Genomic DNA, 13562 nt, shown 5'->3' with positions numbered 1-13562 from the left:
CATTTGTTTGCCTGTTAGCTTTGAACTAAGTCGCTAGCGCGTGATTAAGCTAGATAGCGTTAGTCTTTTTTGTGCTGCGTCGCGTTTAGTTCTAATTGCTTCATGGTTTTTAAATGCTGCAAATAAACAATAAACATACAAAAACCTACACCAAAAATCACACAAACACTTAAGAAAAACCAGAGATTGGCATTCATTATTAACTCCAAGTCAGTAAAGCCGCACTGTTTAAAACATCAGCGAAACGATGGGTGGTATTACCTCTACTTTAATAGCAGACTGGCCAAGGTACAAATTTTAATTTATTTGTACAAAAAGTGTCTTTTTTAGAGAAATCGGTTGACTCCAGACAGATAGACGTCTATTAATAGACACATTGTGATTAGGTGAACTGATCCTCAACAATTAACCGATTAGAGTTAGTGAGTAAATAATATGCGTTTAGCTTCCATTCTAAACATTCTTGTCCTCGTAAGCGTGGTGATTATTAATCTCCGCGGGGGCGGTGTTTTCGGAAGATAAGATGCAAATCGATTTCCAGCAAAACCCCCGCTCTGCAAAGACCGGGGGTTTTGTCGTTTCAGGGCCGGGTAAAATTTCACCGGCCAGATCAGTAAAAGGTTGAGGTTACAGATGAATGGCGCAGAGTTGGTATTAAAGGTGTTACAGCAGCAAGGGGTTGATACCATTTTTGGTTACCCGGGCGGCGCTATTATGCCCATTTATGATGCGATCTATCACAGCACGGTAAAGCATTATCTGTGCCGGCATGAGCAAGGCGGCGCTTTTTCAGCGATTGGTTATGCGCGCGCCTCTGGTAAAGTCGGGGTATGTTTAGCCACCTCAGGCCCAGGGGCCACTAACCTGATCACGTCGTTGGCCGATGCGTTATTAGATTCTGTACCCTTGGTAGCGATCACCGGTCAGGTATCACAAGCCGTAATGGGCTCGGATGCCTTTCAGGAAATTGATGTGTTAGGTTTAAGCTTAAGTGTCACCAAGCACAGCTTTATGGTGCGTAATGTCAACGAGCTGGCTTCGATCTTACAACAAGCCTTTACCTTAGCTCGCAGTGGTCGGCCAGGCCCTGTGCTAGTCGATATCCCAAAAGATGTGCAATTAGCACCGGTTGCTGAACCAGAGTGGATTACCCCGCCAAGTCAACGTGTTAACACCTCTTTAGCGAATACCGCAGCCGCCCGTCAATTGATCAGTGCCGCAAGCAAGCCTATGGCTTATATCGGCGGGGGTGTGCATATGGCTGATGCCTTAGCGCATTTACAGGCCTTTTTAGCAGAAAGCGTGATGCCATCCGTGACCACGCTAAAAGGCATGGGCTCGGTGGCGCGCGATAATGTGCATTATTTAGGCATGCTGGGCATGCATGGTACGCAAGCGGCCAATTTAGCGGTGCAGCAATGCGATTTATTAGTGTGTTTAGGCGCACGTTTTGATGACCGTGTAACCGGCAACTTACAAAAATTTGCGCCCGATGCCAAAGTGATCCATTTAGATATCGATCCGGCAGAAATTAACAAAGTACGTTTTGCCGATTGCGCCTTGCTGGGTGATATGAAGCAAATCTTACCGGCGATCACTACGCCGACACAGTGCGATGCGTGGTTGGCTCACTGCCAACAATTAAAGCAGCAGCATGGCTGGCGTTATGATCATCCCGGCGAAAAAATCTATGCGCCCTTGCTGTTAAAACAGTTAAGCGAGCGCATGCCCGATAACAGCGTGGTGTGTTGTGATGTAGGCCAGCACCAAATGTGGGTGGCGCAACATATGCGCTTTAACAGCCCGCGCAATCATCTTTCCAGTGGTGGTTTAGGGACTATGGGTTTTGGTTTGCCGGCCGCCATAGGTGCCAAGTTAGCACGACCACAAGATACGGTTTTAGCAGTCAGTGGCGACGGCTCTTTTATGATGAATGTGCAAGAGCTGGGCACCATTAAGCGTTTTCGTTTACCGGTGAAAATTGTCTTAATCGATAATCAGCGCTTGGGCATGGTTAAGCAATGGCAGCAATTGTTTTTTAATGAGCGTTATAGCGAAACCGACTTATCCGATAACCCTGACTTTGTCGCTTTAGCCGCTGCATTTGCTATCCCTGGCCATACGATCACCCGCAAAGACGAAGTCGCCGATGCGCTAGAGGCAATGTTCACCTGGCCAGGTCCTTATTTACTGCACGTACGCATTGATGAAACAGAGAATGTCTGGCCATTAGTTCCGCCAGGTGCCGCTAACCAAGATATGATGACGGAGACTAACTAATGCAACATACCCTAACTATCACCACCAGCAATGAGGCAACGGTTGTTGAGCGCTTATTGCAGGTTACCCGTTATCGTGGTTACAAATTGGCAGGTTTAGAATTAAAACCGCTGACCGATCGCGCAGGTATGCGCATTACCTTACAAGTACAAAGTGATAAGCCTATCGCTTTACTCACCAGTCAATTAGTTAAACTTTATGATGTGCAGCAGTTGGAATTAGCGTCTGCTGCTGTCGCCGCGCTTCGCGCCTAACGTTTATTTTTAGGAAAGATAACAATGCCAAAGTTAAGATCTGCAACCGTTACCGAAGGACGTAATATGGCTGGCGCCAGAGCATTATGGCGCGCAACAGGTGTGAAAGACACCGATTTTGGTAAGCCCATCGTCGCGGTAGTGAACTCTTTTGTCGAATTTGTACCAGGCCATGTGCATTTACGCGATTTAGGTAAATTGGTTGCCAGCAGCATTGAAGAATCGGGCGGTATTGCCAAAGAATTCAATACCATAGCGGTGGATGACGGTATTGCCATGGGTCATGGTGGCATGTTGTACAGCTTACCCTCGCGTGAGCTAATCGCCGATTCTGTTGAATACATGATTAACGCGCACTGTGCCGATGCCATGGTGTGTATTTCGAACTGCGATAAAATTACGCCCGGCATGTTAATGGCCGCCATGCGCTTAAATATTCCAGTGATCTTTGTGTCTGGCGGGCCGATGGAAGCCGGTAAAACCAAGTTATCTGATCAAATTATCAAATTGGATTTAGTGGATGCCATGGTCTCTGCGGCCGATCCCAACGTCAGCGACAGTGATAGCGCTGAAATTGAACGCAGTGCCTGCCCAACCTGTGGCAGTTGTTCGGGTATGTTTACCGCGAATTCAATGAATTGCTTGGTAGAAGCTTTAGGCTTAGGTCAGCCGGGTAATGGTTCGTTATTAGCTACGCACGCTGATCGTAAAGAATTATTTGTGCAAGCCGGTTTCCGGATTATGGAATTGTGTAATCGCTGGTATAAACAAGATGATGCCAGTGCTTTACCGCGTAATATCGCCAATAAATCGGCTTTTGAAAACGCCATGATGCTGGATATAGCTATGGGCGGTTCTACCAATACTGTTTTGCATTTATTAGCTGCGGCCATTGAAGCCGAAGTAGATTTTGGCATGGCGGATATTGATCGTTTGTCTCGCATCGTGCCACACCTTTGTAAGGTGGCACCTTCTACTCAAAAATACCATATGGAAGATGTGCATCGTGCCGGTGGGGTTATTGCTATTTTGGCAGAGTTAAATCGTGCCGGTTTACTTAATCCGAATGTACCGCATGTGGCGGGTAAAGATTTAGCCGATGTATTAGCGCAGTGGGATATTGCTTCTACCGCGCATGCGGAAGCGAAACAAATGTATTTAGCCGGCCCAGCCGGTATTCGCACGACTAAAGCCTTTTCGCAAAGTTGCCGTTACCCCAGTTTAGATGATGATCGGGTTGATGGCTGTATTCGCAGTAAAGAGCATGCTTACTCGCAAGACGGCGGCTTAGCAGTGTTGTTTGGCAACTTAGCGCCTAATGGTTGTATCGTTAAAACCGCCGGCGTAGAGAAAGAAAACTTAGTGTTTACTGGCCGTGCTCGGATCTTTGAAAGCCAAGATGATGCGGTTGCCGCCATTCTGGGTGGCAAAGTGGTGGCCGGTGATGCGGTGATTATTCGCTACGAAGGCCCGAAAGGTGGCCCGGGTATGCAAGAAATGTTGTATCCGACCAGTTATTTAAAATCGATGGGCTTAGGTAAAGCCTGTGCTTTGATTACGGATGGTCGTTTCTCTGGCGGTACCTCGGGTTTATCTATTGGTCATGTGTCGCCAGAAGCGGCCAGTGGTGGGGTGATTGCCCTGGTTGAGGAAGGCGATCGGGTGGAGATTGATATTCCTAACCGTAAAATTGGTATTGCAGTGAGTGATCAGGTGTTGGCTGAGCGCCGTGCGGCTATGCAGGCAAAAGGTAAGCTGGCGTGGAAGCCGGAAAATCGGCAGCGTGTGGTAAGCAGTGCCTTAAAAGCCTATGCGCTATTAGCAAGCAGTGCCGATAAGGGCGCCGTGCGCGATGTTTCTAAGCTGGAAGATTAATTAAGTAAGGCTATTGTAATTAAGTGGTGCAATGAGGTGCAGTTTTGCTAGTTAATCACACGCAAGGACGCCGTGGATACGTCCTTGTAGGCTCCTCTCCAGCATCCATGCTGGAGACGCCTTGCTTAGTGATTTACTAGCTACCTGGTTGGTTTTGCAGTTTCGCAAGTTAACCATTTGCAAGGACGCTGTGAATAGGTCCTTGTAGGTTCCTCTCTAGCATCCGTGTTGGAGATGCCCTGATTAGCGTTTAGCGAGCTGCACGTTTAGTGGGGCGCGTGGGTGTGTAACGTTAGCTGATTAGCTGGCTGCAAGGTGGGTTTAGTGACGTGCAGTTGTGTTAGCTGCGCAGATGGTTGGTTTAATAATATAAATAGTAAGAGCAATGGAGTCACAATGAATAATCTGGCAACAGTCCACCCCGAGCAAACGGATGCCGAAGTGATGCAACAGTATCTGCGGGAGATTTTGTTATCGCCGGTTTATCAAGCTGCGGTTGAAACTCCGTTAGATGACATGGCCAAGCTCAGTAAACGCTTGGGGCATCAGGTATTATTAAAGCGCGAAGATAAACAGCCGGTTTACTCTTTTAAAGTGCGTGGGGCTTTTCATAAGCTACATAAAGTAAAACAACAGCATCCTACTGCTGCCGTGATCTGCGCCTCTGCCGGAAATCACGCACAGGGTGTGGCGTTATCGGCCAGTAAACTCGGCTTAAAAGCCACTATTGTTATGCCAATTACCACGCCTGAAATCAAAGTGGCGGCGGTCAAAGCCTTGGGCGGTAATGTGGTGCTGCACGGCACGGCCTTTGATGAAGCTAACAGTTTTGCGATTGCTAAAGCCAGAGACGAAGGCGCTATTTATATTCCGCCGTTTGATGATGCCGATGTTATAGCTGGGCAGGGTACGGTAGCAAAAGAGTTATTAAGCCAAAATAATCAATTGAATGCCGTGTTTATTCCCGTGGGTGGTGGTGGTTTGATGGCGGGGATGGCGGTGTATATCAAAGCTATTCAGCCACATATTAAAGTGATCGGTGTTGAGCCTGAAGATGCGGCGTGCTTAAAAGCAGCTATGATCGCGGGTGAGCCGGTGACTTTGGCGCGAGTAGGTTTATTCGCAGATGGTGTGGCCGTAAAGCGTATTGGTACGGAAAACTTTAATGTCGCTAAACGCTTTTGTGATGAAGTGATCACCGTAACCAGTGACGAAATGTGTGCGGCCATTAAAGATATTTTTGATGATTTACGCGCGGTGGCGGAACCGGCTGGCGCTTTAGCTTTGGCCGGGCTGAAAAAATACAGCCAACGTTTAAGTAATAGTACGCTGGAAAAACCCCAGCATTATGCAGCGGTACTCAGTGGCGCTAACTTAAATTTTGATACTTTGCGCTATGTATCTGAGCGCTGTGAACTTGGTGAGAAAAAAGAAGCGGTATTTGCCGTGACGATACCAGAAGAAAAAGGCAGCTTTCGGCGCTTTTGCCAAACTCTCGGCGGCCGAGCCATTACCGAATTTAATTACCGCTATGCCAGTGATCGTAAAGCGCATATCTTTGTTGGCATCAAGCTGCGGCACGGTGAGCAAGAGCTAGCCACCGTAAAAACATTACTCAGTGATGCCGGTTATCAATACTTAGATCTTTCTGATGACGAGCTGGCCAAGCTGCATGTACGGCATATGGTCGGCGGTATGCCGCCACGAGCCATTACCGAGCAGGTGTATCAGTTTAACTTCCCTGAATATCCTGGCGCATTGATGAATTTTCTTAACACATTAGGCGAAGATTGGAATATCAGCTTATTCCATTATCGTAACCATGGTGCCGCCACGGGGGATGTGTTGGCCGGTTTTGAAGTGGCTGAGCATAGCGATATTGCCAGTTACTTAGATAAGCTGGGTTATCAGTATCAATTGGTTAGCAACAATCAGAGTTATCAAACTTTCTTAACCGCAGGCGAATAGTGGCGGTTCTTGCTTGAGTTGAATAGTAGGGAACTTACAGCTTGGGTTGCTGCCTAAGCCTGCAGTGACACTTTGGACGTTTTTCTTGTTGGTTTTTAAAGGAGAGTACCACTATGAGTAAATCAGCGACAAGCGAGCATGGTCGCGGAGAGATCCGTGATAATGCGTTAAAAGCTTTAGTGACCAGTAAGTTGTTTCAAACTAGGGTGGTTAAGGCGAAAAAGGGCAAAGGTTCCTACAACCGCAAAGGGCGTAATTCACAAGATTACGCCCTTGTTGTTTCTAACGCCTCGCACTGATTGCTTTGCATCGCCGCCTACTTATCTTCTGTGAGTACTTCTGCTTTATTTAACTTTTCTGAGCATTAACCCTGTTGTATCTGGCCTAGCGCCCTCTTTTATTAACGCTTTTACGTAAAGTATTAAGCCCGTCGTTAGTCGGTAGGGTGGCGTTGTGTTTACAAGTCGGCGTGGCTCGCGTTAGGCTAAGCCTCTGATGAAACGAAGAGTAGAATACATGTGGAGCATAGCAGTCGCGTCGGCGAATCCGGCGAAAATTAATGCGGTACAGCAATGTTTTAATGCTAACTTTCCAGAACAAGCACTGACAGTAACAGGGCTTAATGTGCCATCGGGTGTACCCGATCAGCCGATGAGCAGTGAAGAAACCTATGCCGGCGCTAAAAACCGTTTAACGGCCTTAAAACAAGCCATCGCTGCTGATTACTATGTGTCGATTGAAGCTGGGTTAGATGGCGATTTAACCTTTGCGTGGATGTTAATTGAGCATAATGGCAAGGTGGGTAAGGCACGTTCTGCGAGTTTAATGTTACCCAAGGCGGCACTTGCCGAAATAGAGCAAGGGCTAGAGCTGGGTGATGCAATGGATACCTTATTTGGTACGCAAAACATCAAACAAGCGGGTGGCGCAATTGGCTTATTAACCCAAAACCGATTAAGTCGCAGCCAAGTCTATCAACAAGCCTTAACACTAGCGCTGATCCCGTTTCTTAATACCGAGTGGTTTTAAGAAAACAGGATCCACTTGGAAAAACGTGCCGTGGCAGCGGCACGCTTTTTATTAAACGCTAGTGTGTAAGCGTACTTCAATATTACCGCGAGTAGCGTTTGAGTATGGGCAAACTTGGTGCGCTGCGGCGACTAACTGCTCGGCTTGGTCTGCGGCTAAACCCGGTAAGTTAATAAATAAATCAACATCTAAACCAAAACCTCCTTCGATTTTACCAATGCCTACTTCGCCACGAATGGTGCTGTCTGCAGGTAAGGCAAGTTTTTGCTGGCCAGCAACAAATTTTAAAGCGCCAATAAAACAGGCGGCATAACCGGCGGCAAATAATTGCTCAGGGTTAGTTGCATCACCTTTACCCCCCAAGGCTTTTGGCGCAGATAATTTGCTGCTCAATAAATTATCATCTGAGTTAACTTGACCATCACGGCCACCGGTTGCGGTAACAACGGCTTTATATAATATTTCCATGTGTCGCTCCAATTGGTGAGTAAGTAAACCGGATTAAGCACCGGACGGACAGATACTAACGTCAATTTATCTTGTGCGCAATATAATTGCGTGAAATATTTTTATGCGGCTGAGATTCAGCGTATACTAGGCAGCATGCAAGGCGAAATGAGACCAGCGGTATGACAGAGAAAACCTTACCTTTAGCGCAGCAAGTGTGTTTTGCGTTATACAGCGCCAATAACGCCATGATGCGTTTGTATCGGCCCTTATTGCAGCCGTTTGATTTGACCTACCCGCAGTATGTGGTGTTACTCGCCTTATGGCAGCAAGACAATATTAGTTTGGGGCAACTAGGGCAGCAGACGTTATTTGATTCGGGCACTTTAACGCCACTGGTTAAAAAGTTAGAGCAAAAAGCCATTTTGCAGCGGCAAAGCGATCCCGCTGATGAGCGCGCAAAAAAAGTGGTGCTCACGCCTTTTGGTCGAGCATTAGAGCAACAAGTGGTCAATGTGATGCCGGCTTTACGTTGTCAGGTTGCCTTATCCGATGATGAATTGGTGTTACTGCGTGAACAGGCGCGTGCTTTGCAACTGCAAATTCAACAGCTTGAGCAGTGCCGTAAGTAGGCTGAATAAAGTCGGTTTGGTTGAGTGAGCCGCTCGCTAGAGCGTGATGACGCTGCGCCCTCATCGTGTTTGCCTGGCGCGCTTAACGTTAACTAACGTAATTTTTAGGGTCTTGGTCGAGCGCTATCAGGGTGTAAAATGCATTTCAACGCGCGGTTAAATAATTTATTGATTTAAACCAACTGGTTACGGTGGTATTTGTTAAGGCCGGTGGTGCTGGCGTGTTATATTTTGTTACATCTGTAAGGTTTTCATTAATGGCTACAGCTGTTTTAATCTAGGCGTAAATCCTTTTTTATTAGCGGAGCCTGCTTTGAAATTATCTACTTTAAGTCTCGCCTTACTGGTTGCCCTCGGTGTAGCTGGCTGTACTAACACCACATCGGTTAAATCTTTACCTGAGGGTGTTACCCTAGTGGCCGAAGGCCAACAGCAAGCGGGTGAATTAAATTTACCCTATAAAAAATACCAATTAGCCAATGGCTTAACGGTTATTGTGCATGAAGATCAGTCTGATCCATTGGTGCATGTTGATGTAACTTACCATGTTGGTTCGGCGCGTGAAGAGTTAGGTAAGTCAGGTTTTGCGCACTTTTTTGAACATATGATGTTTCAGGGCTCAGAAAACGTTGGCCCGGAAATGCATTTTAAATATGTTACTGAAGCTGGCGGTACGCTAAACGGCACCACGAACAGCGATCGCACCAATTATTTCCAAACGGTACCGGTTAACCAGTTAGAAAAAATGCTGTGGTTAGAATCGGATCGCATGGGGTATTTTCTGGATGCGGTGACGCAAGAAAAGTTTGATATTCAATTATCGACAGTAAAAAACGAGCGCGGGCAGCGGGTAGATAACCAGCCTTATGGCCGTTATTGGGAGCAGTTATCGCAAGCACTGTATCCTTATGGTCACCCGTACTCTTGGCCGGTTATTGGCCATATGGATGACTTAAATCGCGCCAATATGCCGGCGTTAAAAGATTTCTTCTTACGTTGGTATGGCCCGAATAATGCCACTCTGACTATCGGTGGTGCGGTAAAAGCGGAAGATGTACTACCCTTAGTGCAAAAGTATTTTGCTACTATTCCTGCAGGCCCTGCTGTTGAAAAGATGGCAAAAGCCCCAGCAGTATTAACCGCCGATCGCTATATCTCGATGGAAGATAACGTGCACTTGCCGTTACTTAGCATGACATTCCCGACGGTATATGCCGGTCATCCAGACGAACCTGCGCTGAATATCTTAGGTGATATTCTAGGAAGCGGTAACAACTCTTTGTTATATCAAAGCTTAGTACGGCCACAAATTGCGGTGCAAGCCGGTGCAGGCCATCGCTGTCAAGAATTAGCCTGTACCTTTAACCTAACAGCATTACCTCACCCAGCGTCAGGTAAAAACTTAGCTGAGTTAGAGCAACTGTTACGGCAAAATTTGCAACAAGTGGCTGAGCGCGGCGTTAAACCTGAAGATTTAGCTCGGGCAAAAGCGCGAGTGGAAGCGCGCAGCATTTTTGGTTTACAAAGCGTGGCCGGTAAAGTGAGCCAGTTGGCTTACAATGAAACCTTTTACGGTGATCCTGACCGTATTGCAACCTTGTTAGCAGCATATGCTGAAGTCACCGCAGAAGATGTTATGCGGGTATATCAGCAATATGTGCAGAATAAACCTGCAGTGATTAGTAGTGTGGTGCCACGTGGTAAGGCCGATATGATTGCAGCGCCAGATAACTTCACACCGCGCACTTTCGACCCTGCTGAAGCCACAGCGTCTGAGAGTTTACCGACACGTGTAGCGAGTCATACCTTTGATCGTACAGCCGTACCTAAAGCCGGTGCTAACCCTGCGATCACCTTACCTGCTACATGGACCAGCGAGTTAGCCAATGGCATCAAAGTATTGGCGTCAATTAGCGAAGAAACACCGACTACGTCGTTATTGTTGCGGATCCCAGCCGGTAGCTATGCTAACAGCGTAGAACAAGCGGGTGTCGCCTCGATGATGGCGTCCTTACTGAACGAGAGCACTAAAAATTACAGCACCGAGCAAATGAGCATGGCGCTGGAATTACTCGGCAGTTCGGTGTCAATCAGTGCCGATGACCGCGATTTAAATGTGTTTGTCAGCAGTTTAACCAGTAACTTACCGCAAACTTTGCAGTTAGTGCAGGAAAAACTATTAAACCCAGCTTTTTCAGCTGAAGACTTTAATCGTTTAAAACAACAACGTTTACAATCACTGGCGCAAGCACAGAAAAATGCCAGTTACTTGGCCGAGCGAGCGGTAAGCCAGTTGATGTTCGGTGACACCATTGCCGGTCAGCCAAGCATGGGTAACGAACAAACCTTAGCGACGATGACCTTAGAGCAGATTAATAGTTTCTATCAAACCTTTGTTAAACCTGCTGGCGCGCAGTTAGTGGCGGTATCGGATTTACCTCAAGCCGAACTACTGCCGTTGTTAGCGAATATGGCACCACAGTGGCAAGGTAAAGCACCTGAGTTAAACTTGGCACTGCCTGCACCTAAGGTACAGACAGGCGCGATTTACTTAGTGCATAAAGACCAATCACCACAATCCGAGATCCGTATTGTGCGCCGTGCTATGCCGCGTGATCTGACCGGTGAGTTCTATCAAGCGGGTTTGATGAACTTTACCTTAGGTGGCAACTTTAACAGCCGTATCAACCTTAACTTACGTGAAGATAAAGGCTATACCTATGGCGCGCGCAGTGGTTTTGGTGGTGATAAACAAGTCGGCATGTTTTCGGCCAGTGCCGCAGTGCGGGCTGATGTCACGCGTGAGTCGATTGAAGAGTTCTTAAAAGAGCTTAACAATTACCAACAAAAGGGTATTACTGCTGAAGAGTTAGCCTTTATGCGCAGTGCGGTAAACCAATCTGAAGCGTTACGTTATGAAACACCGAATGCCAAGTTAGGTTTTATGGCGCAGATGTTAGAATTTAACGTCGGTGCGGAGTTTACTCAGCAGCGTAATCAGATCTTACAGCAAAGCACGCAAGCGCAACTAAATGCGTTAGCCAGCCGTTATTTATCACCAGAAGAGATGGTGATTGTGGTAGTGGGTGAAGCAGATAAGCTCAAGCCTGAGTTAGAAAAATTGCAATTGCCGATTATCGACATGAAGCTATAAGCCGCATCAGTAAATAGAAAAAGCCAGGTGATGTCACCTGGCTTTTTTATTAGAGAAAACGCTGCACGTAAGAGCAGCTTGCTTGAATGTCATAACCTTCTGTTTGCGCCCACTGCAGCGCATGGCGCACCAATTTTTCTGCTAAACCCTTACCGCGAAACGCCGGAGGCACGAAGGTATGGTGAAAATTAATCACCTTGCCATTCACGTGATAATCTAGCTGCGCACTGGCATCCGCCAAGGTGAGCGTAAAGCGTTGCTCTGATGCGAGATGCTTAATAAGCGGTTCTGTCATAGCTTACTCCTCATCTAACCAAGGGGTTGCAGGTAACAACGCTAAATGCGCGGTATAGCGTTCTAAATTAAAGTTTTGTTGCTGTTCAACCACGGCAAACATTTCTGGGGCTAGCGCGCAGGCCATTAACTCCATAGCCGCCTCACGACTGTGGCCTGTCATACGTAAACGCATTAAGGTCGCCATCACTTCTGTTGGGTAATTATCGGCTAATTGGTTTTCGAGTACTTCAAGTAGGGTTGCCTGATCGGTTAAATCGCTTTCTTGCATGTTCCAAGCCTCTGTTCGCGGTAAAAGCAGTGCATCACTGTGATGCTTAGGCTAAGCTAGCGAGCATCAAATAACAATCAACAAGTCGTATTATGCACGAAGTTTTCTCTGGCTGGCGCACCCGCCTGCAAACATTGGGGCCTGGTGTTTTAATGGCCACAGCCGCGATTGGTGGCTCTCATTTGGTGGCATCAACGCAAGCAGGGGCTTTATTCGGCTGGCAGTTGTTATGGTTAATTTTATTGGTCAATATTCTTAAGTACCCGTTTTTTCGGTTTGGTGTGCAATACACCTTAGAACAAAACGAAACCCTGCTTGAAGGCTATCAACGCAAGGGTAAAGGCTACTTTTACAGTTTTGTTGTGTTAAATGTCGTCGCGGCGGTGGTTAATACCGCGGCAGTGCTAATTTTAACAGCAGCCTTGTTGCAATATGCACTGCCTGGCAACTGGTCTTTAACCCTGTTGTGTTGCTTAATCTTATTGGCTTGCTTACTGATCTTGTTGCTGGGGCATTATCAGGCGCTAGACAGCGTCGCGAAAGTGATTATGTTGCTCTTAACCCTCACCACCGTAACCGCGGCTATTATTGCGGCTAAAAACGGTGCGTCAGCGCCCGCTGATTATGTTGGGCAATCCCCTTGGCAATTAGTGATGCTGGGCTTTTTAGTGGCGTTAATGGGGTGGATGCCTGCACCGATTGAAATTTCGGCGATTAGCTCATTGTGGCTAACCGCGAAACAGCGGCGACAACCGGTAACGCGCGCTCAGGGCCTGTTCGATTTTAACCTCGGTTATTGGTTAACCGCAGGTTTGGCACTGGTTTTTGTAGCCTTAGGGGCTTTAGTGCAATACGGCACGGCGCAACCGATTGCCCTAGCCGGTGCTGCCTTTGCCCAACAATTGGTCGATATGTATGGCGCTACCATTGGCGAATGGTCAAAGCCGTTAGTGTCGCTGATTGCCTTTTTATGTATGTTTGGCACCACCATCACGGTTCTTGATGGGTATGCTCGCACCCTGAATAAATCGTTTTATCTACTGGGTTGGCAAAAAGTAGATAATCGACTGAGTTTAAGCAGTTGGCTGATTGTGCAGGCACTGTGCGGTATGGCGGTGATCTTGTTTTTCCGCTCGGCGCTCGGCCCGATGCTGACTTTTGCGATGACCTTAGCGTTTTTAACTACTCCCGTTTTTGCTTGGCTGAATTTTAGTTTACTGCGTGGCGCAGATATGCCGCCATTATCGAAAGGGTTAACCCTATTAAGTTGGCTAGGACTGAGTTATTTGTTTGGTTTTGCCGTATTGTTCTTGTGTTGGTATCTCGGCTTGCTCAGTTAAATATGGTTATTAGGAGTT

The 13562-nt window shown here is 47.1% G+C and carries 13 protein-coding genes; 9 read left to right on the top strand and 4 right to left on the bottom strand.

Going from position 1 to position 13562, the window contains the following annotated elements:
• Window positions 1-59: 59 nt before the first annotated feature.
• Window positions 60-197 (bottom strand): hypothetical protein, encoded by a 138-nt coding sequence (locus JAO78_RS06350; RefSeq protein ID WP_226750525.1) that lies wholly within the window; start codon window positions 195-197, stop codon window positions 60-62.
• A 436-nt stretch (window positions 198-633) separates the two neighbouring features.
• On the opposite strand from JAO78_RS06350, the gene ilvG reads away from it, so the two are divergent.
• From ilvG to yjjX, 6 genes are all read left to right on the top strand, one after another.
• Window positions 634-2280: an acetolactate synthase 2 catalytic subunit gene (gene ilvG, locus JAO78_RS06345; RefSeq protein ID WP_226750524.1), complete on the top strand. Its 1647-nt coding sequence runs from the start codon at window positions 634-636 to the stop codon at window positions 2278-2280.
• Window positions 2280-2534 (top strand): acetolactate synthase 2 small subunit, encoded by a 255-nt coding sequence (ilvM, locus tag JAO78_RS06340; protein WP_226750523.1) that lies wholly within the window; start codon window positions 2280-2282, stop codon window positions 2532-2534. The genes ilvG and ilvM overlap by 1 nt, the downstream gene beginning before the upstream one ends.
• A gap of 24 nt (window positions 2535-2558) precedes the next feature.
• Window positions 2559-4409, top strand: coding sequence for a dihydroxy-acid dehydratase (gene ilvD / locus JAO78_RS06335; RefSeq protein ID WP_226750522.1), 1851 nt, complete (start codon window positions 2559-2561; stop codon window positions 4407-4409).
• A 396-nt stretch (window positions 4410-4805) separates the two neighbouring features.
• Complete coding sequence (ilvA, locus tag JAO78_RS06330) at window positions 4806-6377, top strand: threonine ammonia-lyase, biosynthetic (protein ID WP_226750521.1); 1572 nt, start codon at window positions 4806-4808, stop codon at window positions 6375-6377.
• Window positions 6378-6490: 113 nt separating this feature from the next.
• Window positions 6491-6676 (top strand): ribosome alternative rescue factor ArfA, encoded by a 186-nt coding sequence (locus JAO78_RS06325; protein ID WP_226750520.1) that lies wholly within the window; start codon window positions 6491-6493, stop codon window positions 6674-6676.
• Window positions 6677-6893: 217 nt separating this feature from the next.
• On the top strand, window positions 6894-7406 hold the full coding sequence (gene yjjX / locus JAO78_RS06320) for an inosine/xanthosine triphosphatase (protein ID WP_226750519.1): 513 nt from the start codon (window positions 6894-6896) through the stop codon (window positions 7404-7406).
• Between the two features lie 51 nt (window positions 7407-7457).
• Here yjjX and JAO78_RS06315 read toward each other — a convergent pair whose 3' ends face one another.
• Entirely contained in the window at window positions 7458-7874 is a 417-nt protein-coding gene (locus JAO78_RS06315; RefSeq protein ID WP_226750518.1) for an organic hydroperoxide resistance protein, read from the bottom strand.
• A 161-nt stretch (window positions 7875-8035) separates the two neighbouring features.
• Here JAO78_RS06315 and JAO78_RS06310 point away from each other — a divergent pair, with 161 nt between their 5' ends.
• Window positions 8036-8485 (top strand): MarR family winged helix-turn-helix transcriptional regulator, encoded by a 450-nt coding sequence (locus tag JAO78_RS06310; protein WP_226750517.1) that lies wholly within the window; start codon window positions 8036-8038, stop codon window positions 8483-8485.
• Between the two features lie 313 nt (window positions 8486-8798).
• Window positions 8799-11639 (top strand): M16 family metallopeptidase, encoded by a 2841-nt coding sequence (locus tag JAO78_RS06305; RefSeq protein ID WP_226750516.1) that lies wholly within the window; start codon window positions 8799-8801, stop codon window positions 11637-11639.
• A gap of 49 nt (window positions 11640-11688) precedes the next feature.
• On the opposite strand, the gene JAO78_RS06300 is transcribed toward JAO78_RS06305, so the two are convergent.
• A complete protein-coding gene (locus JAO78_RS06300) occupies window positions 11689-11934 on the bottom strand; it encodes a GNAT family N-acetyltransferase (protein ID WP_226750515.1) in 246 nt (81 codons plus the stop codon).
• Between the two features lie 3 nt (window positions 11935-11937).
• Entirely contained in the window at window positions 11938-12204 is a 267-nt protein-coding gene (locus JAO78_RS06295; protein WP_226750514.1) for a hypothetical protein, read from the bottom strand.
• Window positions 12205-12356: 152 nt separating this feature from the next.
• Here JAO78_RS06295 and JAO78_RS06290 point away from each other — a divergent pair, with 152 nt between their 5' ends.
• Complete coding sequence (locus JAO78_RS06290) at window positions 12357-13544, top strand: NRAMP family divalent metal transporter (protein ID WP_226750513.1); 1188 nt, start codon at window positions 12357-12359, stop codon at window positions 13542-13544.
• The last annotated feature ends 18 nt before the right edge of the window (window positions 13545-13562 follow it).

It is taken from the genome of Alishewanella maricola, from assembly GCF_016343785.1.
In the GTDB taxonomy this organism is placed as follows: Bacteria; Pseudomonadota; Gammaproteobacteria; order Enterobacterales; family Alteromonadaceae; genus Alishewanella; species Alishewanella maricola.
Note: the sequence above shows the minus strand (reverse complement) of the source record. Positions and strands in the feature narration are given on the sequence as shown.